Source organism: Pseudomonas trutticola BRTCR10 (assembly GCF_056155105.1).
In genome coordinates this window covers 1,568,842-1,590,897 of sequence record NZ_CM149552.1, presented here as the reverse complement: position 1 = coordinate 1,590,897, position 22,056 = coordinate 1,568,842, and the positions used below count along the sequence as shown (strand labels likewise).

The window sequence follows — 22,056 nt, the reverse complement described above, 5'->3', positions numbered from 1 at the left end:
CATTCGCATGTGAGGTTTTTTTTGTCTGCCGCGTCTTCCTCCGGTCTGCGTTGCTGACGCAGGCCTTTTTGGCCTTTTGCCGCTTTGGGGGATTCCATGTTTCGCGTGTTTTCGCCGTACCCGCTCACCTGCCTTCGACCGACCCTGCTCGCCGCCGCCTGCCTGGCATTCAGCATGCAAGCCCATGCCGAATCGATCAGCCTGCACCTGCCGGCACAATCGATGGCAACTTCGCTGAGCCAGATCGCCCAGCAGGCGAAGATCCAGTTGCTGTTCGACGAGGCGCAATTGCGCAACCTCAAGGCTCCGGCCATCGACGGTGATTACAGCGCGGAAGCGGCGATTCGCCAGTTGCTCGACCACAGCCAGTTCGGACTGATCAAGGTCAACCAGACGTACGTGGTGCGCCCGGTGGAGTCGGTCACCAGCAGCAGCGACAGCATTCAGCTCGATGCGCTCAGCGTGATTGGTACCGGCACCGAAGTCGACTCCAGCACTGTCGGCCGCTCGACGCTGACTCAGGCCGACATCGATCGTCATCAACCGAACAACATTCCCGCGCTGTTGAAGACGCTGCCCGGTGTGAGCATGAGCGGCTCGATGAAACCCGGCGGCCAGAAGATCAACATCTGGGGCCTGGGCGAGGCCGAAGATGTGCCAATGACCCTCGACGGCGCGAGCAAAAGCGGCTTCGAGCGCTATCAGCAGGGCACCATTTTCATCGAGCCGGAGCTGATCAAAAGCATCGAGGTGGAAAAAGGTCCGCACTCGCTGTTCACCGGCAACGGTGGCTTCGGTGGCACCGTGCACATGGAAACCAAAGATGCCCCGGACTTGCTGCAAGAAGGCCGTAATAGCGGCGCGATGGTCAAATATGGCTACGCCAGCAACGACCATCAGCAGACTTACACGGGTGCCGTGTTCGGTCGCACCGACGACGGGCGCGCCGACGCGCTGGTGTACCTGACCAAACGCGATGGCGACGATATGAAGCTCGCCGACAACCTGCCGGATCGCGACCACAACTACCCGCTCAACCCCAAGCGCCTGCCCAACAGCGCCCAGGATGTCGCCGGTCAACTGGTCAAGGTCAATCTGCACCTGACCGATGAGCACAGCGCCGGCCTGTCGTACTCGCACTCGGAAAGCCAGCGCTGGACCCCTTTTTCCTCTGCCTCTTACCCGAGCCCGCCGAGCGCGTTCAACATCCAGAAATACGGTTACGAAGGCGCGTTGAAACGGTTGATTGCCAACCGCGAAACCCTCGACACCACCTGGTCCGGTTTCTACCAGTACCAGCCGCTGGACAACCGTTTGATCGACATGAAGTTGAGCTACTCGCAATCCGACACTGACCAGACCGACGAGCGTGACGCTACTGCGTTTTTCCAGCCGGCCTCGGGCGGTCGCAAAATGGACACGGCTTACCAGGATCGCGTCGTCGAGTTACGCAACATCAGCCTGTTCGAAACCGGCGCCTTGGCCCACGCCGTGACCACTGGTGTGCAAATCCGCAAGCACAGCCGCGACACGGACATGTGGATGCCGGGCGCCGCCTATGATGTGCCGAAGTACAACTTTGGCCATTTCCAGCCGTATTTCATGCCCAAGGGCAAGGTCGACACCAACGCTTTCTATCTGCAAGACGCGATCACGCTGGGCGATTTCACCCTGACGCCGTCGGTGCGTTACGACCACGTACGCAACCGCGGCGAAGCCAACGACGCGCCGTATTACAGCAGCCCGAATCCGGCCATGGGCCACGATTACAGCGACCGCACTTATACGGGTTGGTCGCCACGTTTGTCAGCGTTCTGGAAGGTCACACCGGATACTGCGTTCTTCGTCGACTACAGCAAAACCTGGCGCGCACCGGTGATCGACGAGCAGTACGAAGTCCAGGGCATCGGCAATCGCACCGCGACCAGCGTCGACCTCGACCCGGAACGCATAACGGGCTGGCGCGCCGGTAACATCAGCCACTTCTCCAATGTGTTCACCGACAACGACAACGTGCAGATTCGCACCACGCTGTATCGCAACAAGATCGACGACGAGATCTTCAAGGCCACCGGGGTCGGCTGCCAGAATCAGGCGATCAAGGGCGGCACGATCGATTCGGACTGCAAGGGCTCTGGCCCGATGAGCAACTACCGCAACATCGGCAGCCTGACCATCAAGGGCTTCGAGGTCGAAAGCTTCTACGACTCGACCTACCTGTTTGGCTCGCTGTCCTACTCGTGGATGACCGGCAAGCACGAAGGTGCCTACACCAACCCGTGGGGGCCAAACGTCTGGGCACGAGACATTCAGCCGGCCAAATGGGTGGCGGTCATGGGCGTGAAAATTCCGGGTTGGGATGCGCAAGTGGGCTGGCAGGGTGAGTTCGTGCGCCAGACCGATCGCTTGCCAAGCGATCGCTACAGCGGTGGCAAGAACACCCTCGGTGACGTGTATTACGACCAATACGCCAACGACCGCTACAACGTGCAGGGCCTGTTCGCCAACTGGAAACCGCAGCAGGCGTACCTCAAGGGCACCGAGGTCAACCTGACCATCGACAACCTGTTCAACAAAAGCTACCGCCCGGAGCTTAGCGGCGACCTGGCTTATAGCCAGGGGCGCAATGCCAAGGTGAGTGTNACTATCGCGAGCAGGCTCACTCCTACAGGGGAACGCATTCCAACTGTAGGAGTGAGCCTGCTCGCGATAGTGTCACCCCGGTCCGGGCTATTTCACCGCTGCCCGCACCACTGATAACTCCGGCGCACTTACCCGCCGCTGACTCAGATACCGCGTACAACTCACTCGCAGGAACGACGCGAAATTCACCACTTCCCCGCGATAATCCATCACCTCTTCATACAGCTTGGCAATCAACTGATTGGTGGTCATGCCGTCGACCTCGGCGATTTCGCTGAGGATGTCCCAGAACTGGTTCTCCAGGCGCAACGTCGTCACCACGCCGCAAATGCGCAGCGAGCGCGAGCGTGACTCGTAGAGAATCGGGTCAGCCTTGACGTAGAGCTCGCACATCGGCGCTTCCTCGTTACAGGGTGATTTTGGTGCCGAGCAAGCCAAGGAGACCGGCCAGCCAGTTCGGATGCGCCGGCCATGCCGGGGCGGTGGCCAGATTGCCTTGAACGTGGCCATCCGTCACCGGAATGTCGATGTACGTGCCGCCCGCCAGTCGGACTTCAGGCGCGCAGGCCGGATAGGCGCTGCATTCGCGACCTTCGAGAACGCCCGCCGCCGCCAGCAATTGCGCACCGTGGCAGACTGCGGCAATCGGTTTGCCGGCCTTGTCGAAGGCACGTACCAGATCGAGAACTTTTTCGTTGAGGCGCAGGTATTCCGGCGCACGACCGCCGGGGATCACCAGCGCGTCGTAATCGGCCTCACTGACGTTGGCGAAGTCGAAGTTGAGCGCGAACAGGTGTCCGGGTTTTTCGCTGTAGGTCTGATCGCCTTCGAAGTCATGGATCGCGGTGCGTACGGTTTTGCCCGCCGCCTTGTCCGGGCACACGGCGTGGACGGTGTGCCCGACCATTTGCAGGGCCTGGAACGGCACCATCACTTCGTAATCTTCGACGTAATCGCCGACCAGCATCAGGATTTTTTTCGCGGCCATGGGGAGGACTCCTCTGGAGAATACTTGGGAGTATTCAAGGTAGACCTTATCCCTGAGGCGGGGTAACAACCGGCTACTACCGAGTTGACTTCATCGCTGGCAAGCCAGCTCCCACAGTGACCGAGTTGAACAGCAGATTGGTAATCGCCTCAGAAACCTGTGGGAGCCAGCTCCCACAGTGTCCGAGTTGAACAGCAGATTGGTGATCGCCTCAGAACCTGTGGGAGCTGGCTTGCCAGCGATGGCGGCCTGGAACTGTACGGATAAGTCTGTGCCTAGCTGTAGCAGCCCGAACGCTGCGGTTTATGGCTTTATGAAGGTCATTCCCAGCCACCTTCAATTCCGGTCCCCCTCATGTCCTCGCGCGAAAACACCGGCATGGCCCTCGGCCTGCTCGGGGTTGTGATTTTCAGCCTCACCCTGCCCTTCACCCGCATCGTCGTGCAGGAACTGCATCCGCTGCTCAACGGCCTCGGTCGGGCGCTGTTCGCGGCGGTTCCGGCGGCGCTGCTGTTGTTGTGGCGCCGGGAAAAGTGGCCGACCTGGAAACAGATCAAAGGCCTGAGCCTGGTGATCGCCGGGGTGATTCTCGGTTTTCCGGTGTTGTCGGCGTGGGCCATGCAGACCTTGCCGGCGTCCCACGGAGCGCTGGTCAACGGTTTGCAACCGCTGTGCGTGGCCCTCTACGCCGCGTGGTTGTCCCACGAGCGCCCGTCAAAAGCCTTTTGGGCCTGCGCGGCGCTGGGCAGTGCGTTGGTGCTCGGTTATGCGTTGTACACCGGTGCCGGCAGTATTCAGGCTGGTGACTTGTTGATGCTCGGCGCGATTGCCGTCGGAGGGCTGGGCTACGCCGAAGGTGGCCGGTTGGCCAAGGAGATGGGTGGCTGGCAGGTGATCTGCTGGGCGCTGGTGCTGTCGACGCCCTTGTTGATCGGCCCGGTGTTGTACCTGGCGCTGCAGCATCAAGGGGCGGTGTCCGCCAAGACCTGGTGGGCGTTTGGCTATGTGGCGTTGTTTTCGCAGTTTTTGGGATTCTTCGCCTGGTACGCCGGGCTGGCCATGGGCGGCATTGCCCGGGTCAGTCAGATCCAGCTGTTGCAGATCTTCTTCACCATCGCCTTTTCGGCGTTGTTCTTTGGCGAGCATGTCGAGCCAATCACCTGGGTGTTTGCCTGCGGCGTGATTGCGACCGTCATGCTCGGGCGCAAGACCGCAGTGAAATCAAATGTGGGAGTGAGCCTGCTCGCGAAGGGGCCGTAACAGACAGAATCATCGCTGACTGTCAGTGCGCTTTCGCGAGCAGGTCGAGTCGTCGCACCGTCGCTCCCACAGGATCTGGCTCAGGCCAGGTAACCGTCGGCGCGCAGCAGGGTTTCCAGGCAGTGCTCGCTGATGTTGTAGAACGCTTTCAACTCCTGAATCTTCACCAACAACTGCGCCGGGTCCACCGGTTCGGCGCGTTTCACCGCCAGAATCATCTTGTTCTTGTTGGTGTGATCCAGCGAGATGAACTCGAAAACCTTGGTCTCGTAACCGCAGGCTTCCAGAAACAATGCACGCAAACTGTCGGTAACCATTTCCGCCTGCTGACCAAGGTGCAAACCGTATTGCAGCATCGGCTTGAGCAGCGCCGGGCTCTGGATTTGCAGACGGATCTGCTTGTGGCAGCACGGCGAGCACATGATGATCGACGCGCCCGAACGGATGCCGGTGTGGATCGCATAATCAGTGGCGATGTCGCAGGCATGCAGGGCGATCATCACGTCCAGCTCGCTCGGCGCGACGCTGCGCACGTCACCGCACTTGAACACCAGCCCCGGATGATCGAGCTTCGCTGCTGCGGCGTTGCACAGGTTGACCATTTCCTCGCGCAGCTCGACGCCGGTGACTTCGCCCTCGGCCTTCAAGGTGTTGCGCAGGTAATCGTGGATGGCGAACGTCAGATAGCCCTTGCCCGAACCGAAATCCGCCACCCGCACCGGTTTGTCCAGCGCCAGCGGCGACGAGGTCAGGGCATGGCTGAAGACTTCGATGAACTTGTTGATCTGCTTCCACTTGCGCGACATCGCCGGGATCAACTCGTACTGGGCGTTGGTCACGCCCAGATCCTTGAGGAACGGTCGGCTCAACTCCAGGAAACGGTTTTTCTCACGGTTGTGCTCGGCGGACGGCGCCTCGCGCAACTGCTGAGGTTTGCTCTTGAACAGCGAAGATTTGCCCTTTTTGCTGTATTCCAGCTGCGCTTCGTCAGTCACGGCCAGCAAGTGCGCATTTTTGAACGAGGTCGGCAACAGCGCGGCAATTGTCGCCACGCCTTCGCTCAGCGGCAGGTTCTTGGTGATGTCGCGGGTCTTGTAGCGATAGACGAACGACAGATTCGGCTGCGCCTTGACCGTCACCGGTTTGATGATGACCCGCTGCAGATCAGCCTCTTCACCGACGTATTTGGCCAGCACCAGTTTGATGAAGCCGTTCTGTTCGAGGCTGGTTTGCAGCAGCTCGATGAACTGGGCGTGGTGGTCTGGCGTGGGTTTGGTGGAAGGGGCGGTAACGGACATGGACAAGCGGCCTCGGGCAGGCAAAATCGGGAATGGCCGGTATTTTAGGGGGGATGGGGGTTGGGGACACGCTCTTATTTACCCAACGGTTGTCAGAAGCACCCTCACCCTAGCCCTCTCCCAGAGGTAGAGGGGACTGACCGAGGTGTTTTCACAAGTTACGCCGACCTGAATTACCGAGTCGAACTCAGGTTTGAAGGTTTTGCTTCAAATCCATAATCGACTCGGTTCCACAGGTCGATGTCGAGCGCCAGATACCTCGATCGGCCCCCTCTCCCTCCGGGAGAGGGCTGGGGTGAGGGGCTGGATCTCTGCATCGACGAATAATCCAGGCCTTACCCCAGCACAATCAACCGATTCGGCAATTCATTCCTCACCTGCGTCACCGGCACATGCACTTTCAGCAGTTCTCCACACGCCTCGATACAGCTGACAAACCCTTCCAGCGTGCGCCCTTGCCGGACCTGCTCGGTAAACGCCGCGACAATTGCATCCCAGCTCTTGTTGTCCAGCCGTCTGGAAATGCCCTCATCCACCAGAATCTCCACGTACCTTTCCGCCTCGCAAACAAAAATCAGCATCCCGGTACTGCCCACCGTGTGATGCAGGTTCTGTTCGAGAAACTGCCGCCGCGCCAGGTTCGATGCGCGCCAGTGCCGGACACGGCGCGGTACCAGATGGGTGGTGATCTTCGGCAGACGAAACAGCAGGCACAGCACAATGAACAGCCCCCACTGCACCAGCAGCAGACTGCGCAGAGTCAGCCACCCGGTCAGGTAATGCACGAAGCCCGGCACCACCAGCGCCAGCAAACTGGCCCACAGCAGCGGGATGTACGCGTAGTCGTCGGCGCGCGCCGCGAGCACCGTGACCAGTTCGGCGTCGGTGTCGCGCTCGACCCGGGCGATTGCCTCGGCGACTTTGCGTTGTTCGTGTTCAGTCAGTAATGCCATGTCGAAAAGTGCCTGATCGTTATTGTTATGTGCTCACCAGCCGCCCGACGAACCACCGCCGCCGAAACTGCCCCCGCCGCCGCTGAAGCCCCCGCCTCCACCGCCGCCACCAAATCCGCCGCCACCGACGAAACCACCGCCGCCACCGGAGCCGCCACGGCCAGCGGGAAGGATACCGAGCATCTGGCAGACAAACACCGTCAGGATGAACAACATCACCAGAAACACGAACAACGCCGGGTGTCGGGAAATAAAGTCGTCTGAAGGATCACCGCTCGACTCATAAACCGTCGACGGCTCGTCCAGCGGATTGCCGCCCAACACCACCAGCATCGCCGCGACACCGTCGCTGATTCCCTTGCTGAAATTGCCGCTCTTGAAGGCCGGCGTAATGACTTGATGGATGATCACCGAGGTCTGCGCATCGGTCAGCCGATCCTCAAGACCGTAGCCGACCTCGATGCGCAATTTGCGCTCGTCCCGGGCGACGATCAGCAGCGCGCCGTTGTTTTTGTCCTTCTGGCCGATGCCCCAGTGCCGCCCCAACTGAACGCCGAAGTCCTCGATGGTAGTGCCTTGCAGATCCGGCAGCGTGACCACCACCAATTGCTCGCCGGTCGCTTGTTCATGGGCCTGCAACTGTTGGCTCAATTGCGCGCGCACCGAGGGTTCAAGCATCTGCGCTTCGTCCACCACGCGCCCGCTCAGCGCCGGGAACGTCAACTCGGCCCGGGCGCTGACGGCGAACAGCCACAGCATCAGCACCAGGCCCATCTTCAATACGCGCATGGGCAACCCCGGATCAGAATTTCACTTCCGGGGCCTTTTCTGCACCGGGCGTGGTGGCTTCGAAGGTTTCGCGAATCGGCAAGTCGCTGTACATAACGCTGTGCCAGAGACGGCCGGGGAAGGTGCGAATCTCGGTGTTGTATTTCTGCACCGCCAGAATGAAATCGCGGCGCGCCACGGCAATGCGGTTTTCCGTGCCTTCAAGTTGCGATTGCAGGGCGAGGAAGTTCTGGTTGGCCTTGAGGTCCGGATAACGCTCGGACACCACCATCAGACGGCTGAGCGCGCCGGTCAGTTGGTCCTGCGCCTGCTGGAACTGCTTGAGTTTTTCCGGGTTGTCGAGGGTGCTGGCATCGACCTGAATCGAGGTCGCCTTGGCCCGCGCTTCGATCACGGCGGTCAGGGTTTCCTCTTCATGTTTGGCGTAGCCCTTCACCGTTTCCACCAGGTTGGGGATCAGGTCGGCCCGGCGCTGGTACTGGTTCTGCACCTGGCCCCATGCCGCTTTGGCCTGCTCGTCGAGGGTCGGGATGTTGTTGATGCCGCACGCCGTCAGCAGCGTGGCGAGCACTAGCAGCGTGGCGACCTGCAAGCGCGAGCGATAGGTTGGACTGACATTCATCACGGTGATGCTCCTTGGCACATTTCATTATAAAAACCGGGTGCGAAACATTCTCGGCCGGCTCTTGGGGCATAATCGGCCGCGTCGCTGGATTACGACGGGGCAATGGGCTAAAAAGTGCCCTGCGTGATCATGCTGCCAAGTGTCGGCTGCCGTTTTTGGCTCTGCTTGTTTGAGCCTGTACCCGAACAACAATAGTCGCTCCCTAACTTTTGGCTGGCCGGCATCGCATTTGCCGTTTGGGCCCTTGAGAAAAATATTCATGAAGAAGCTGTGTTTGCTGGGTCTGTTCGTCAGCCTGGCCAGTCATCAAGTACTGGCCGCCACGACCCCGGTACCCCTGGAAAACAAGGATGCGTTCATCAGCAACCTGATGAAGCAAATGACCCTCGACGAGAAAATCGGCCAGTTGCGCCTGATCAGCATCGGCCCGGAAATGCCCCGCGAGCTGATCCGCAAAGAGATCGCCGCCGGCAATATCGGCGGCACGTTCAACTCGATCACCCGCCCGGAAAACCGTCCGATGCAGGACGCGGCGATGCGCAGTCGCCTGAAGATTCCGATGTTTTTCGCGTACGACGTCATCCACGGTCACCGTACGATTTTCCCGATTCCACTGGCTCTGGCTTCAAGCTGGGACATGGACGCCATCGGCCAGTCGGGGCGCGTTGCCGCCAAAGAAGCCGCCGCCGACAGCCTCGACATCACCTTCGCGCCGATGGTCGACATCTCCCGCGACCCGCGCTGGGGCCGCAGCTCCGAAGGTTTCGGTGAAGACACTTACCTGACCTCGCGCATTGCCAAAGTCATGGTCAAGGCCTACCAGGGCGAGACCCCGAGCGCCGCCGACAGCATTATGGCCAGCGTCAAGCACTTCGCCCTGTATGGCGCGGTCGAGGGTGGCCGCGACTACAACACCGTCGACATGAGCCCGGTGAAGATGTACCAGGATTACCTGCCACCGTACCGCGCCGCGATTGATGCCGGCGCCGGCGGCGTGATGGTCGCGTTGAACTCGATCAACGGTATTCCGGCCACCGCCAACACCTGGCTGATGAACGATTTGCTGCGCAAGGACTGGGGCTTCAAAGGCCTGGCGGTCAGCGACCACGGGGCGATCTTCGAGCTGATCAAGCACGGTGTCGCCCGCGACGGTCGTGAAGCGGCGAAGCTGGCGATCAAAGCCGGCATCGACATGAGCATGAACGACACCCTGTACGGCAAAGAGCTGCCGGGGCTGCTCAAGTCCGGCGAGATCGAACAGAAGGACATCGACAACGCGGTGCGCGAAGTGCTCGCCGCCAAGTACGACATGGGCCTGTTCAAGGACCCGTACCTGCGCATCGGCAAGGCCGAGGATGATCCGGCCGACACTTACGCCGAAAGCCGTCTGCACCGCGCCGAGGCCCGTGAGGTCGCGCGTCGCAGTCTGGTCCTGCTGAAGAACCAGAACGACACCCTGCCGCTGAAGAAAGACGCGAAAGTCGCACTGGTCGGGCCGCTGGCCAAGGCACCGATCGACATGATGGGCAGTTGGGCTGCCGCCGGGCGTCCAGCACAATCGGTGACCTTGTTCGACGGCATGAACGCACTCATCGGCGACAAAGCGAACCTGCTCTACGCCCGTGGTGCCAACATCACCAGCGACAAGAAGGTCCTCGACTACCTGAACTTCCTCAACTTCGACGCCCCGGAAGTGGTCGATGACCCGCGTCCGGCGAATGTGCTGATCGATGAAGCGGTAAAAGCCGCCAAGGACGCCGACGTGATCGTCGCAGCCGTCGGCGAGTCCCGTGGCATGTCCCACGAATCCTCCAGCCGTACCGACCTGAACATCCCGGAAAACCAGCGCGAGTTGATCCGTGCCCTGAAAGCCACCGGCAAGCCACTGGTGCTGGTGCTGATGAACGGCCGCCCACTGACCATCCTCGAAGAAAACCAGTCGGCTGACGCGATCCTGGAAACCTGGTTCAGCGGCACCGAGGGCGGCAACGCCATCGCTGACGTGCTGTTCGGCGACTACAACCCTTCGGGCAAACTGCCGGTGACCTTCCCGCGTTCCGTGGGCCAGATTCCGACCTACTACAACCACCTGAGCATTGGCCGGCCGTTCACGCCGGGCAAACCGGGCAACTACACCTCGCAGTATTTCGATGACACCACCGGTCCCCTGTTCCCGTTCGGTTATGGCCTGAGCTACACCCAATTCGCCCTGAGCGACATGGCGCTGTCATCGACCACGCTGAACGCCACCGGCAAGCTCGACGCCAGCGTCATGGTGAAGAACTCCGGCAAGCGTGACGGCGAAACCGTGGTGCAGTTGTACATCCAGGACGTCACCGGTTCGATGATCCGCCCGGTAAAAGAGCTGAAGAACTTCCAGAAAATCATGCTCAAGGCCGGCGAACAGAAAGTCGTGCACTTCACCATCACCGAGGATGACCTGAAGTTCTACAACGCCCAGCTCAAGTACGCTGCAGAACCTGGCAAGTTCAACGTGCAGATCGGCCTGGACTCCCAGGACGTGACGCAGCAGAGCTTTGAGTTGCTGTAATTTTTTCAGGCAACACATAAACATGTGGGAGCTGGCTTGCCAGCGATGGCGGCCTGACAGTCAACTAAGATGTTGAATGTGATGGCCTCATCGCTGGCAAGCCAGCTCCCACAATGATTTTTGGGGTTCCGGTTACCCGCGTCTATCGAGGATGTTGACCACCAACCGATCCACCCATCCCCAAATCCGCTGCTTGAACCGCCGCCACAACGGTCGGCGCTGCCACTCCTCCAGGCTCACCAACTGGCTCAAGCCAAAGTCTTTCTCGAAACTCGCGACCACCGCTGCCGTCAACGACGGGTCCAGTGCCTCAAGATTCGCCTCCAGATTGAAGCGCAGATTCCAGTGGTCGAAGTTGCACGAGCCGATGCTCACCCAGTCATCCACCAGGACCATTTTCAGGTGCAGGAAACACGGCTGGTATTCGAAGATCTGCACGCCAGCCTTGAGCAGGCGCGGGTAGTAACGATGCCCGGCGTAACGTACCGACGGGTGATCGGTGCGCGGCCCGGTCAGCAGTAACCGTACGTCGACACCACGGGCAGCAGCCTTGCGCAGGGAGCGGCGAATCTTCCAGGTTGGCAGGAAATACGGCGTAGCCATCCAGATGCGTTTCTGCCCGCTGTTCAAGGCGCGGAACAGCGACTGCAAAATGTCGCGGTGCTGACGCGCATCGGCGTAGGCCACACGGCCCATGCCCTCGCCCAAGTCCGGCATCTTGGGCAACCGTGGCAGACCGACATGCGCCGACGGCTTCCATGCCCGTCGATGGCGGTTGGCGATCCACTGACGGTCGAACAGCACCTGCCAGTCGAGCACCAGCGGGCCGGTGATTTCCACCATCACCTCGTGCCATTCGCTGGTGTCCTGACCCGGTGTCCAGAATTCATCGGTGACACCCGTGCCGCCGACCACTGCCAGACGCTGATCGACCAGCAGCAATTTGCGGTGATCACGATAGAAGTTGCCGACCCAGCGCCGCCAGTTCAGGCGATTGTAGAAGCGCAGTTCGACGCCTGCATGGATCAGACGCTGACGCAGGTTGAGGGTAAACGCGAGGCTGCCGTAATCATCGAACAGGCAACGCACTCGCACCCCGCGTTCGGCGGCTTGCACCAGCGCTTGCACCACGGCCTCGGCGCAGGCTCCGGCCTCGACCAGATACAACTCCAGCTCGACCTGTTCTTCGGCACGGGCAATCTCCACCAGCATGCGCGGGAAGAACTGCGGGCCGTCGATCAACAGTTCGAAGCGGTTGCCGTCACGCCACGGGAAGATTGCGCCACGCATGTCAGCGCGCCGTGAAAATCAGCACCGCACCCACCGGCACCGACAGACTGATGGCCGACAGGTCGGCCAGTTTGCGCAGGCTGTCGAGACCCGGGACGAGGTCAAAATCCTCGGCGTTGATCACCAGCGGTTCCAGCGTCACCACTTGAAAACGTCGGTCATCCAGACGAGTCGCCAACAGCTCGGCCGGGTATTCGTGTTGCTTGCCGTGCAGGTTGACGGTCAGCGGCAGACGCAATTCCAGTTGCGCGCCGGGGGCCAGATCGTTGATCGGGCGCAGGTCGATTTGCGTAGTGATGGTGGCTTCAGGGAATTGCTCAATCTGGAACAGCTCCTTGCGCATGCGTTCGTCACGCAGCGGGATGCCGCTGTTGATCGAGTCCAGTTCGACTTCAACCTCGGCGCGGCCGTTGGGGTCGACCTTGCCGTGCAGCACCAGAAAGCGCTGCACTTCGGAAATATGCGCGTTTTTCGTGCTGACAAACGACAGCCGCGACGACTCGCCGTCCAGATACCAATTGGCCTGCGCCGGCAGCGCAGCGGCGGCCAGCAGCAGGCTGGACAGGGTTGTGAAGAGGGAGCGGTTGAACATTGAACACTCGTGGGGCCGATAAACCTGCACGAACCTTAACCGCCCCCACGGTTATTGCAAACTCGATCACCGCAAATCCACCGATTGATTAACTCCCTGTGGGAGCTGGCTTGCCAGCGATTGCGCCGGCACAGGCGGTACATGTGTGACTGACACTCCGTCATCGCTGGCAAGCCAGCTCCCACAGGGGCTTCTATTCACAGGGGGATTGGGTGTGCTCAGGGATCGAGGCGACAGCCCTGACGCTCGCTTTGCCATTGCGCACTGTTGTGGCGGCCCATGCCGCTGACGGTGATGGTTTTGCGGGTGCTGTCATCGGTGAATTGGCTGGTCGGCAGCCATTGTTTTACGTAGCCATGGCAATACTCGGCGTCATTGTTCATCACATACCGACAGGAACAATATTCCTTGGCGGTGTAGGCGCTGATGATGTCCGGAAAGGCCCACAGATTTTCCCGTTCGTAGACGCCCCAGCCGAGCAGCACGACAAGCAGCACCAGCAAGAAGCGCTTCATGGCTGCACCGCCTTCAGCACACGCTTGAGCAATTCGTTGTGGCGGTAGCTGCCGTCGCGATCATCGCCGTAGCGCACGATCACGATTTTCTCGCTGGGAATCACGTACAGCGCCTGCCCCCAATGGCCAAGTGCGGCGAAAGTATCGGGCGGGGCGTCAGGCCAGGGTGACGGCGCGCCATCCGCCGGGCGATTGAGCCACCATTGACCGCCGGGGACGGCTTCGTCCTGATGGGCCTTGTATCCGTTGAAAGGTTTCAGGTTAAAGGCGAGCCAGTCCTTGGGCAGCAATTGCCGATCATGCCAACGCCCGTCGCGAGCCATTAACAGACCGACCCGCGCCAGATCCCGGGCAGTCAGGTAGGCGTAGGAAGACGCGACAAACGTGCCGCTGGCATCGGTTTCCCACACGGCGTGGCGAATGCCCAACGGTTCGAACAGCGCCGTCCATGGATAGTCGGGATAACGCTGCGGGCCGACGATGGTTTTCAACGCGGCCGCGAGCAGGTTGCTGTCGCCACTGGAATAACGGAACGCCTGCCCCGGCGCCGCGTAGCTGTCGTGATCAACAGTGAACGCGGCCATGTCGCGGTGGCCACGGGTATACAGCATCGCCACCACCGAAGATTTCAGCGGGGCGTATTCGTAATCTTCTTGCCAGTCGATGCCGGAGGCCCAGTGCAGCAGGTCGGCTATTTTGATCGCCGGGTGTTTGTGCAGCGCCGGGTAAAACTTCACGGCGGGGTCTTCAAGCTTGAACAAGCCTTCGCCATAAGCCACGCCGAGCACACTGGCCATCAGGCTTTTGCTGATCGACCAGGTCAGGTGCGGAGTCAGTTCGGTCGTGGGGCCGGCGTAACGTTCGTAGATGATCTGGCCGTCGCGGATGATCAGCAGGGCATCGGTGCGGACGCCTTTGCGGGTAGTGTCATCGCGAGTCGGGAAGGCATAGCTCTGCAGATCTTCAACCGCCGTGATCCGGGGGCCGACCGGCCATTGTTCGCCGGGCCATTGCTCGGCTTGAACGGTAAAGCTGAGCAGCAGCAGAAACAGCGACAGGCCTTTGAACATGGTGACGGCTCTGGAAATGAACCTGCTGAGCCTAGTCGGGGTTGATGACAGATTGGCGATTTTTGTTGTTCATGAAACCGCCATCGCTGGCAAGCCAGCTCCCCCAGGTTGCACAGGTGTTCACAAAATTTGTATCCACTAAAGAACCCTGTGGGAGCTGGCTTGCCAGCGATGGGGCCAGTCAGGCCTCCGCCAAAGCCTTGGCCAGCCGCTTGGCCCGAGCCCCCGCCGCCAACTGCATCACGCCCTGATCGCGCTGCCACATCACCGCCCACTCGGGATCACCGGCGGCCAGCGCCTGATCGATTTCGGTCTTGAGCGATTCAAACTGCGCAAACAACCCACCGAGCAACACATGCCCCGGCGGATTGTTCGGCGGCTGCCGGCTCGCTTCCGCACACCCGGCCAACAGCGCGAGCAAGCGCAATTGCAGTGGCTGCGGCCAGTCGCTGTCCTGCCCGACGCCATACAGCCACGCGGTCACTGCGCTCAAGACATAGACATCTTCAAGGGTGCGAAACGGTTTGACGTAAGCGTCCCAACCGTCGCCGGCAAGCAGTTCGCACATCGCGCCGTCGAGGTGCAAGCGACCGTGGCTGATGTCCGGCATCAACGGCAGCGCCGGCAGCTTTTCCACGGTCACGCCGGGTTCGCCGGGATACACCACCGCCAGGCTCAGTCGCGGCGCCTCGCCGGGTTCCTCACTGCGCGCGGCGATCAATAACCAGTCCGCCGCATCACCGGCGGTGACAAAGTCCTTGCGGCCAGTCAGACGCAAATCGCTCAACCGCGTCTGCATGTCCGCCGGACGCAAGCTGCGCTGTTCGGTCGCACACAACGCGCCCAGGCTCAGCGGCGCACTCGGCCACAACATGCGCAACGCCGCTTGATAACCGACCAGAAATGCCAGCCCCGGCGTCGCCATCCGCCGCCCGCCCGTGACCGCCAATTGGAACGGCGTGACGTTGCCCAGTTGATGCAACAACGTCGCAAAACCTTCGGCAAGGTCAGCAACGGCGGGCAATCGTTCACGGCTGTGCAGCAGATCTGGCCAGGGCATAAGAGGCTCCTTGTGGGCTGTCATATAAGCATCACCAAACTTTCATGGCGATGACACCGGGGCTACATAGCCTGACTTTGCACAACACGGCTGCATAAAGAAAGTCGATCGGCTGCAACCCACGACGGGTTAAAGGCCCGTACGGAGATTCACATGACTCAGATCGCCCGCATCAGCGACACCGGCAATGAACGCCGCCTGCAAGCCGAACGCCTGATCGGCGCCGAGGCCTTGCAGCAAGCCCAGGCCTTGCGCTTCAGCGTCTTCAGTGGCGAGTTCAACGCCAAAATGAAAGGCGCGGAGCTGGGTCTGGACATGGATGATTATGATGTTCACTGCAGCCACATCGGCGTGCGTGATCTGAACACCGGACGCCTGGTGGCGACCACCCGTTTGCTCGATCACACCGCCGCCAGCAGCCTGGGCAAGTTCTACAGCGAAGAAGAATTCAGCCTGCATGGCCTCGCTCATCTGCAAGGCCCGATCCTCGAAATCGGCCGCACCTGCGTTGACCCGGCCTACCGCAATGGCGGCACCATCGCCGTGCTGTGGGGCGAGTTGGCCGAAGTGCTGAATCAGGGTGGCTACAGCTACTTGATGGGCTGCGCGAGCATCCCGATGCAGGACGGCGGCATTCAGGCTCACGCGATCATGCAACGCCTGCGCGAACGTTATCTGTGCACCGAGCACTTACGCGCCGAACCGAAAAATCCGCTGCCGACGCTGGATATCCCCTCCAACGTGATTGCGGAGATGCCACCGCTGCTCAAGGCTTACATGCGTCTGGGCGCGAAGATCTGTGGCGAGCCGTGCTGGGACCAAGACTTCCAGGTAGCGGACGTGTTCATCCTGCTCAAACGCGACGAACTCTGCCCGCGCTACGCCAAGCATTTCAAGGCGGCCGTGTGATGAGCCGGTTTCGGGTGTACGCGCGGATTGCGCGAGTGCTGCTGGTGGTCTCGCTGGGCTTGAGCATGGCCAGCGTCTTCGGTGTGTTTGAACGGATTGGCCTGGCGCATTCGATGGAGCGTCGCCAGCGCTGGTCGCGGTTTTTTATGGCGCGCCTGAGCAACGCCCTGCCCTTTCGCGTGACAGTTCACGGTGAATTGCCGAAGCAGCCGATGCTGTGGGTCAGCAACCATGTGTCGTGGACCGATATCCCGCTGCTGGGGATGCTCACGCCGTTGTCGTTTCTGTCCAAGGCCGAAGTGCGTACCTGGCCGGTGGCCGGTTGGCTCGCGGCGAAGGCTGGCAGCCTGTTCATCCGTCGCGGTTCGGGCGACAGTCAGTTGATCCGCAAGCAGATGACCCGTCACCTGCAAAGCGATCATTCGCTGCTGATGTTCCCGGAAGGCACGACCACGGACGGGCGCTCGCTGCGCACGTTTCACGGGCGCCTGCTGTCGGCGGCGATTGATTCGGAGGTGATGCTGCAACCGGTGGCGATCCGTTATCTGCGCGACGGTGAGATCGACTCGCTCGCGCCGTTCATTGGTGACGATGATCTGCTGTCGCACCTGATGCGTTTGTTCAGCAACGATTGCGGCGATGTCGAAGTGCATCTGCTCAAGCCGATTGCCTGCCAGGGCCGGGAGCGCGCGGCGCTCGCGTTTGACGCGCAGCAGGCGGTGCAGAAGGCGTTGTTTGGCGCGATCCCGGAAAAGCAAAAATCCCCGATGCGCCCGGCCATCGCCGCCTGAAATACCAATCCAGAAATCACCCTCGGCCCCTGTGGGAGCTGGCTTGCCAGCGATAGCGGTAGACCAGCCGACACGAATGTTGAATGTGCCGACGCCATCGCTGGCAAGCCAGCTCCCACAGGGATTCAGGGTGTTGTTGAGGATTGTGCGAAGTCTTGCAATTGCGGGTAGAACAACGCGAAGTCCTCACTGAGCGGCTCATACAACCGCCGCAATTCCTGCATCGCCCCCGCCAGTTCTTCCGGCTTAGTCAGCCGCCGGGAAATGCCGCGCAACACCTGCTCCAGCACTTCAAACTCGCGGTACGAACCCAGCCAGTCATTGGCGACCATGTGCGGGGCGATCTTCGCCAGGCGTTCGGGCAATTGCCGCTCACGGGACAGCACCCGATAGACGTCGGCGGTGAACTGCTCCAGCGGTTGATCGGCATACAAGCGCCAGTCCCGCGCCAGGCAATGGTCGAAAAACACGTCGAGGACGATCCCGGCATACCGCCGTCGAGTCGCGGAAAATCGCCCCAGCGCGATGTCCACCAACGGATGGCGATCGGTGAACACGTCAATCCGTCGATGCAGTTGAATCGCCGCTTCAACCTGCGGCGCAAACTGCCCTTGCAGCCGCCCTTTGACGAAATCGCCATACAGACTGCCGAGTAATTGCTCGGGGCGCTGGCCACCGAGGTGCAAATGTGCGAGATAGTTCATGGGCGCAGCTTAGCACTGCGCGCTTTCATCGCTACACCCAACGTATCGTTATAACCCGATATACCGATTTATGCGGTCGTCAGATCAAATTCATATTGGTATATCGCGAAGTACCGATTTAAAGTTCGCCTCATCGCGATATAGCGCTACAGACATCACGAGCCCCAAGCCATGAACATCGACCTCGACGAAATAATAAAAGCCCTGGCACACCCAGTACGGCGAGACATCCTCATCTGGCTGAAAGACCCCAAAGCCCAGTTTCCGGAACAGATCCACAACCACGAGTACGGCATCTGTGCCGGGCAGATCGACCAACGCTGCGGCCTGTCGCAGTCGACCGTATCGGCGCACCTGGCCACCCTGCAGCGCGCCGGGTTGATCAGCAGCCAGAAGGCCGGTCAGTGGCACTTCTTCAAACGCAACGAGGACGTGATTCAGGCGTTCCTCGACGCCATCGTCAAAGAGCTCAGCGCTCCCACAAGGAATTGATTCAAATGCCCCTCTCGCTACTCATTCTGGCCTTGAGCGCCTTCGCCATCGGCACCACCGAGTTCGTCATCATGGGCCTGCTGCCCGATGTGGCGGCCGACCTCGGTGTGTCGATTCCCGGCGCCGGCTGGCTGGTGACCGGTTACGCCCTGGGCGTGGCCATCGGTGCACCGTTCATGGCACTGGCCACCGCCAAATTGCCGCGCAAGGCTGCACTGGTCGCGTTGATGGGGATTTTTATTGTCGGCAACCTGCTCTGTGCGCTGGCCAGTGATTACAACGTGCTGATGTTCGCCCGTGTCGTCACTGCGCTGTGCCACGGTGCGTTCTTTGGTATCGGTTCGGTGGTAGCCGCCGGTCTGGTAGCGCCGAACAAACGCGCTTCGGCGGTCGCGTTGATGTTCACCGGTCTGACCCTGGCCAACGTCCTCGGCGTGCCGCTGGGCACTGCACTGGGTCAGGAAGCCGGCTGGCGTTCGACCTTCTGGGCAGTGACCGTGATCGGTGTGATCGCGCTGATCGGTCTGATCCGCTTTCTGCCGGCCAAGCGTGACGAAGAAAAACTCGACATGCGCGCCGAACTCGCCGCGCTCAAAGGCGCCGGTATCTGGCTGTCGCTGAGCATGACCGCGCTGTTCGCCGCCTCCATGTTCACCCTCTTCACCTACGTCGCCCCGCTGCTCGGCGATGTCACCGGTGTCTCGCCAAAAGGCGTGACCTGGACCCTGCTGTTGATCGGCCTCGGTTTGACGGTCGGCAACATCATCGGCGGCAAACTGGCGGACAAACGCCTCGGTGCCACCCTGATCGGCGTGTTCGTGTCGATGGCCGTGGTCTCCACCGTGCTGAGCTGGACCAGCGTCGCGTTGATCCCGACCGAAATCACCCTGTTCCTCTGGGCCACCGCCTCCTTCGCGGCAGTGCCGGCCCTGCAAATCAACGTGGTGACCTTCGGCAAGGCTGCACCGAACCTGGTTTCGACCCTGAACATCGGTGCTTTCAACGTCGGCAACGCGCTTGGTGCCTGGGTCGGCGGCAGCGTCATCGCCCACGGTTTCGGCCTGACCAGCGTGCCTTTGGCCGCAGCCGCTCTGGCGGTGCTCGCCCTGCTGGTGACCCTGATTACTTTCCGTCAGAACGGCAATGCCGAGCTGGCCCCCGCGACCAACTGATTAACCACTTCATTACGAGGGTTGTATTTCATGGCAACAATTTTCGATCCGATCAAACTGGGCGACGTCGAGCTGTCGAACCGCATCATCATGGCTCCGCTGACCCGCTGCCGCGCCGACGAAGGCCGCGTACCGAACGCGCTGATGGCCGAGTACTACGTACAGCGCGCCTCCGCCGGCCTGATCCTCAGCGAAGCCACTTCGGTGACGCCAATGGGCGTTGGCTACCCGGACACCCCGGGCATCTGGTCCAACGATCAAGTGCGCGGCTGGGCTAACGTGACCAAAGCCATTCACGCTGCCGGCGGCAAGATTTTCCTGCAACTGTGGCACGTCGGCCGGGTTTCCCACCCGTCGTACCTCAACGGTGAAGCGCCGGTTGCACCGAGCGCGGTTCAAGCGAAAGGTCACGTCAGCCTGGTGCGCCCACTGTCCGACTACCCGACCCCGCGCGCTCTGGAAACCGCTGAAATCGCCGACATCGTCGACGCCTACCGCACCGGTGCCGAGAACGCCAAGGCCGCTGGTTTTGACGGCGTGGAAATCCACGGCGCCAACGGTTACCTGCTCGACCAGTTCCTGCAAACCAGCACCAACCAGCGCACCGACAACTACGGCGGCTCCCTGGAAAACCGTGCACGTCTGCTGCTGGAAGTGACTGACGCAGCGATCGACGTCTGGGGCGCCGGCCGTGTCGGTGTGCACCTGGCACCGCGCGCCGACGCTCATGACATGGGCGATGACAATCTGGCTGAAACCTTCACTTATGTGGCGCGTGAGCTGGGCAAACGTGGCATCGCGTTCATCTGCTCCCGCGAGAAAGAAGGCGCCGACAGCCTCGGCCCACAACTCAAAGAAGCCTTCGGCGGCCCGTACATCGCCAACGAACGCTTCACCAAGGACAGCGCCAACGCGTGGCTGGCCAGCGGCAAGGCTGACGCGGTGGCGTTCGGTGTACCGTTTATTGCCAACCCGGATCTGCCGGCACGTTTGAAGGCCGATGCGCCGTTGAATGAGCCGCGTCCAGAGTTGTTCTACGCCAAGGGCCCGGTCGGCTACATCGACTACCCGACGCTGTAAGCGCTATTCAGTACAAAGCAGCAAAAACACAAAAGCCCCCGACTTGTGAGAGCCGGGGGCTTTTTTGTGTTCGCCTGAAGATTGATTGCGCGGCTGATTAAGTAGCCCCTCATCGGAACGCCGCCCGCCCAGCCCTCTCCCGAGGGAGAGGGAGCCGATCTGTGTGCTTTTCAGATCTGGAGTTGGACCTGATATCTCAGGTCGGTGTATCTCGAAAGAACACCTCGGTCAGTCCCCTCTCCTTCTGGGAGAGGGCCAGGGTGAGGGCAAGCAGGCACATTCGTTCACACAGGAGACACAAATTCCCTACAAAATCCGTAGCTCGCTACGTATAAACTCCGGGCCTCAAACGTTTATAAAAGCAGGCCAGTTGACATAAGCTGCGCCAATTGCTCTTTTCTTTCATTTGCGCAGGCTGGGGCTCAGGCGCAGCATATCCAGCCCAGTGTCGACCCAGCGCTCGGCTTCGGCATGCAGTTCAAAACTGTCCGGCGCCAACAGCCAGCCGTACAGGAGGCCATCGATATAGGCATGAATGCTGATGGCCGCACGGGCAGTGTCGAGATCTTCCGGCAACTGGCCGCGATTCACCGCATTACGCAGGGTCAGCCCGATACGCAGATTGCAATCGAGACTGGCCGCCCGGCGCTGCTGGCGCAAATCGCACATTTCATCGGTGAACTCGCACTTATGAAACAGAATTTCGTTGATGCGTCGGGTCTTCGGATCCAGCGCAACTTGATGAAACAAATGAATCAGCAATTTGCGCATGCAGCCCAGCGGGTCCAGTTCGTCCTCGCTTTCGCTGGCTTTTGCCAGTTCATCCAGCGGCTCATGCAAGCTGTCGAGCATGGCCTGGACCAGATCGGCTTTGTTGCTGAAATGCCAATAGATCGCGCCGCGCGTGACACCGGCCATGGTCGCGATGTCCGCCAACGTCGTACGAGCGACGCCCCTTTCATAAAAGGCTTTCTCTGCCGCTTCCAGGATCTGGCTGCGGGTTTCTTGAGCTTCCTCTTTGGTACGACGGACCATGGCAGTAAAACCTCAAACAGGATGTTTCAGGGATGGCTGAATATCCGCTGAATAAAAAGGGGGCGATCTCTTCGCGAATCGACTCCCCGGCCTACAATTTCGAACCTTGCAACGACTTTTGTAACAGGGTGGGTACGCGGCCAAGGTGTTTACAAACAACCATGAACGTAAGTATATTCCTTAGCAAGCTACTTATCCACCCGACACTCTTTTTTTACCCTTCCACACTTCTTGTGCGT

20 protein-coding genes and 1 pseudogene are annotated in these 22,056 nt (G+C 60.5%); 8 read left to right on the top strand and 13 right to left on the bottom strand.

Annotated elements, in window-relative coordinates:
* Positions 1-96: 96 nt before the first annotated feature.
* Positions 97-2,646: pseudogene (locus ACVVH8_RS06975) on the top strand (TonB-dependent receptor); the annotation flags it as partial.
* A gap of 84 nt (positions 2,647-2,730) precedes the next feature.
* Here ACVVH8_RS06975 and ACVVH8_RS06970 read toward each other — a convergent pair.
* The gene (locus ACVVH8_RS06970) at positions 2,731-3,036 is read right to left on the bottom strand and encodes a ribbon-helix-helix domain-containing protein (protein WP_103305539.1); all 306 of its coding nucleotides are present in this window, start codon (positions 3,034-3,036) and stop codon (positions 2,731-2,733) included.
* Between the two features lie 13 nt (positions 3,037-3,049).
* Positions 3,050-3,631: a DJ-1/PfpI family protein gene (locus ACVVH8_RS06965; RefSeq protein WP_475229192.1), complete on the bottom strand. Its 582-nt coding sequence runs from the start codon at positions 3,629-3,631 to the stop codon at positions 3,050-3,052.
* Between the two features lie 354 nt (positions 3,632-3,985).
* On the opposite strand from ACVVH8_RS06965, the gene ACVVH8_RS06960 reads away from it, so the two are divergent.
* Positions 3,986-4,891, top strand: a complete 906-nt coding sequence (locus tag ACVVH8_RS06960; protein ID WP_475229190.1) for a DMT family transporter — start codon at positions 3,986-3,988, stop codon at positions 4,889-4,891.
* Between the two features lie 80 nt (positions 4,892-4,971).
* Here the strand turns inward: ACVVH8_RS06960 and ACVVH8_RS06955 are convergent, their stop codons facing one another.
* From ACVVH8_RS06955 to ACVVH8_RS06940, 4 genes are all read right to left on the bottom strand, one after another.
* Entirely contained in the window at positions 4,972-6,189 is a 1,218-nt protein-coding gene (locus tag ACVVH8_RS06955; protein ID WP_475229187.1) for a class I SAM-dependent methyltransferase, read from the bottom strand.
* Between the two features lie 335 nt (positions 6,190-6,524).
* Complete coding sequence (locus tag ACVVH8_RS06950; RefSeq protein WP_103307434.1) at positions 6,525-7,142, bottom strand: TPM domain-containing protein; 618 nt, start codon at positions 7,140-7,142, stop codon at positions 6,525-6,527.
* A gap of 33 nt (positions 7,143-7,175) precedes the next feature.
* A complete protein-coding gene (locus ACVVH8_RS06945; protein WP_475229184.1) occupies positions 7,176-7,931 on the bottom strand; it encodes a TPM domain-containing protein in 756 nt (251 codons plus the stop codon).
* A gap of 13 nt (positions 7,932-7,944) precedes the next feature.
* Complete coding sequence (locus ACVVH8_RS06940) at positions 7,945-8,553, bottom strand: LemA family protein (protein ID WP_103307001.1); 609 nt, start codon at positions 8,551-8,553, stop codon at positions 7,945-7,947.
* Positions 8,554-8,815: 262 nt separating this feature from the next.
* Between ACVVH8_RS06940 and bglX the strand changes: the two genes are divergently transcribed.
* On the top strand, positions 8,816-11,107 hold the full coding sequence (bglX, locus tag ACVVH8_RS06935) for a beta-glucosidase BglX (protein ID WP_475229182.1): 2,292 nt from the start codon (positions 8,816-8,818) through the stop codon (positions 11,105-11,107).
* Positions 11,108-11,239: 132 nt separating this feature from the next.
* Here the strand turns inward: bglX and ACVVH8_RS06930 are convergent, their stop codons facing one another.
* From ACVVH8_RS06930 to ACVVH8_RS06910, 5 genes are all read right to left on the bottom strand, one after another.
* Positions 11,240-12,397: a phospholipase D-like domain-containing protein gene (locus ACVVH8_RS06930; protein ID WP_103307005.1), complete on the bottom strand. Its 1,158-nt coding sequence runs from the start codon at positions 12,395-12,397 to the stop codon at positions 11,240-11,242.
* 1 nt (position 12,398) lies between these two features.
* Positions 12,399-12,989, bottom strand: coding sequence for a YceI family protein (locus tag ACVVH8_RS06925; protein WP_401297948.1), 591 nt, complete (start codon positions 12,987-12,989; stop codon positions 12,399-12,401).
* Positions 12,990-13,207: 218 nt separating this feature from the next.
* A complete protein-coding gene (locus ACVVH8_RS06920; RefSeq protein WP_103307009.1) occupies positions 13,208-13,504 on the bottom strand; it encodes an amidase in 297 nt (98 codons plus the stop codon).
* Entirely contained in the window at positions 13,501-14,574 is a 1,074-nt protein-coding gene (locus tag ACVVH8_RS06915; RefSeq protein WP_213027795.1) for a serine hydrolase domain-containing protein, read from the bottom strand. The genes ACVVH8_RS06920 and ACVVH8_RS06915 overlap by 4 nt, the downstream gene beginning before the upstream one ends.
* A gap of 181 nt (positions 14,575-14,755) precedes the next feature.
* Positions 14,756-15,634, bottom strand: a complete 879-nt coding sequence (locus ACVVH8_RS06910; RefSeq protein ID WP_475229180.1) for an acyl-CoA dehydrogenase middle domain-containing protein — start codon at positions 15,632-15,634, stop codon at positions 14,756-14,758.
* A gap of 153 nt (positions 15,635-15,787) precedes the next feature.
* Between ACVVH8_RS06910 and olsB the strand changes: the two genes are divergently transcribed.
* Positions 15,788-16,543: an L-ornithine N(alpha)-acyltransferase gene (olsB, locus tag ACVVH8_RS06905; RefSeq protein WP_475229177.1), complete on the top strand. Its 756-nt coding sequence runs from the start codon at positions 15,788-15,790 to the stop codon at positions 16,541-16,543.
* Positions 16,543-17,334 carry a lysophospholipid acyltransferase family protein gene (locus tag ACVVH8_RS06900; RefSeq protein ID WP_475229175.1) on the top strand — a complete coding sequence of 264 codons (792 nt, stop codon included), beginning with the start codon at positions 16,543-16,545 and terminating at the stop codon, positions 17,332-17,334. The genes olsB and ACVVH8_RS06900 overlap by 1 nt, the downstream gene beginning before the upstream one ends.
* A gap of 125 nt (positions 17,335-17,459) precedes the next feature.
* Here ACVVH8_RS06900 and ACVVH8_RS06895 read toward each other — a convergent pair whose 3' ends face one another.
* Positions 17,460-18,038, bottom strand: coding sequence for an acyl carrier protein phosphodiesterase (locus tag ACVVH8_RS06895; protein ID WP_103307016.1), 579 nt, complete (start codon positions 18,036-18,038; stop codon positions 17,460-17,462).
* A 171-nt stretch (positions 18,039-18,209) separates the two neighbouring features.
* On the opposite strand from ACVVH8_RS06895, the gene ACVVH8_RS06890 reads away from it, so the two are divergent.
* Genes ACVVH8_RS06890 through ACVVH8_RS06880 form a run of 3 tightly spaced genes read left to right on the top strand, consistent with a single transcriptional unit; the run spans position 18,210 to position 20,782 of the window.
* Positions 18,210-18,530: an ArsR/SmtB family transcription factor gene (locus ACVVH8_RS06890; protein WP_103307017.1), complete on the top strand. Its 321-nt coding sequence runs from the start codon at positions 18,210-18,212 to the stop codon at positions 18,528-18,530.
* A 5-nt stretch (positions 18,531-18,535) separates the two neighbouring features.
* Entirely contained in the window at positions 18,536-19,702 is a 1,167-nt protein-coding gene (locus ACVVH8_RS06885; protein WP_475229173.1) for an MFS transporter, read from the top strand.
* A gap of 30 nt (positions 19,703-19,732) precedes the next feature.
* Positions 19,733-20,782 (top strand): alkene reductase, encoded by a 1,050-nt coding sequence (locus tag ACVVH8_RS06880; RefSeq protein ID WP_103307020.1) that lies wholly within the window; start codon positions 19,733-19,735, stop codon positions 20,780-20,782.
* A gap of 402 nt (positions 20,783-21,184) precedes the next feature.
* Here the strand turns inward: ACVVH8_RS06880 and emhR are convergent, their stop codons facing one another.
* Entirely contained in the window at positions 21,185-21,817 is a 633-nt protein-coding gene (gene emhR / locus ACVVH8_RS06875) for an efflux system transcriptional repressor EmhR (protein ID WP_103307022.1), read from the bottom strand.
* Positions 21,818-22,056 lie beyond the last annotated feature (239 nt).

What these genes read in the sequence shown, in the direction of transcription:
- ACVVH8_RS06970 (WP_103305539.1), bottom strand. Translation starts at nt 3,036, where the DNA reads ATGTGCGAGCTCTACGTCAAGGCTGACCCGATTCTCTACGAGTCACGC.
- ACVVH8_RS06965 (WP_475229192.1), bottom strand. Translation starts at nt 3,631, where the DNA reads ATGGCCGCGAAAAAAATCCTGATGCTGGTCGGCGATTACGTCGAAGAT.
- ACVVH8_RS06960 (WP_475229190.1), top strand. Translation starts at nt 3,986, where the DNA reads ATGTCCTCGCGCGAAAACACCGGCATGGCCCTCGGCCTGCTCGGGGTT.
- ACVVH8_RS06955 (WP_475229187.1), bottom strand. Translation starts at nt 6,189, where the DNA reads ATGTCCGTTACCGCCCCTTCCACCAAACCCACGCCAGACCACCACGCC.
- ACVVH8_RS06950 (WP_103307434.1), bottom strand. Translation starts at nt 7,142, where the DNA reads ATGGCATTACTGACTGAACACGAACAACGCAAAGTCGCCGAGGCAATC.
- ACVVH8_RS06945 (WP_475229184.1), bottom strand. Translation starts at nt 7,931, where the DNA reads ATGCGCGTATTGAAGATGGGCCTGGTGCTGATGCTGTGGCTGTTCGCC.
- ACVVH8_RS06940 (WP_103307001.1), bottom strand. Translation starts at nt 8,553, where the DNA reads ATGAATGTCAGTCCAACCTATCGCTCGCGCTTGCAGGTCGCCACGCTG.
- bglX (WP_475229182.1), top strand. Translation starts at nt 8,816, where the DNA reads ATGAAGAAGCTGTGTTTGCTGGGTCTGTTCGTCAGCCTGGCCAGTCAT.
- ACVVH8_RS06930 (WP_103307005.1), bottom strand. Translation starts at nt 12,397, where the DNA reads ATGCGTGGCGCAATCTTCCCGTGGCGTGACGGCAACCGCTTCGAACTG.
- ACVVH8_RS06925 (WP_401297948.1), bottom strand. Translation starts at nt 12,989, where the DNA reads ATGTTCAACCGCTCCCTCTTCACAACCCTGTCCAGCCTGCTGCTGGCC.
- ACVVH8_RS06920 (WP_103307009.1), bottom strand. Translation starts at nt 13,504, where the DNA reads ATGAAGCGCTTCTTGCTGGTGCTGCTTGTCGTGCTGCTCGGCTGGGGC.
- ACVVH8_RS06915 (WP_213027795.1), bottom strand. Translation starts at nt 14,574, where the DNA reads ATGTTCAAAGGCCTGTCGCTGTTTCTGCTGCTGCTCAGCTTTACCGTT.
- ACVVH8_RS06910 (WP_475229180.1), bottom strand. Translation starts at nt 15,634, where the DNA reads ATGCCCTGGCCAGATCTGCTGCACAGCCGTGAACGATTGCCCGCCGTT.
- olsB (WP_475229177.1), top strand. Translation starts at nt 15,788, where the DNA reads ATGACTCAGATCGCCCGCATCAGCGACACCGGCAATGAACGCCGCCTG.
- ACVVH8_RS06900 (WP_475229175.1), top strand. Translation starts at nt 16,543, where the DNA reads ATGAGCCGGTTTCGGGTGTACGCGCGGATTGCGCGAGTGCTGCTGGTG.
- ACVVH8_RS06895 (WP_103307016.1), bottom strand. Translation starts at nt 18,038, where the DNA reads ATGAACTATCTCGCACATTTGCACCTCGGTGGCCAGCGCCCCGAGCAA.
- ACVVH8_RS06890 (WP_103307017.1), top strand. Translation starts at nt 18,210, where the DNA reads ATGAACATCGACCTCGACGAAATAATAAAAGCCCTGGCACACCCAGTA.
- ACVVH8_RS06885 (WP_475229173.1), top strand. Translation starts at nt 18,536, where the DNA reads ATGCCCCTCTCGCTACTCATTCTGGCCTTGAGCGCCTTCGCCATCGGC.
- ACVVH8_RS06880 (WP_103307020.1), top strand. Translation starts at nt 19,733, where the DNA reads ATGGCAACAATTTTCGATCCGATCAAACTGGGCGACGTCGAGCTGTCG.
- emhR (WP_103307022.1), bottom strand. Translation starts at nt 21,817, where the DNA reads ATGGTCCGTCGTACCAAAGAGGAAGCTCAAGAAACCCGCAGCCAGATC.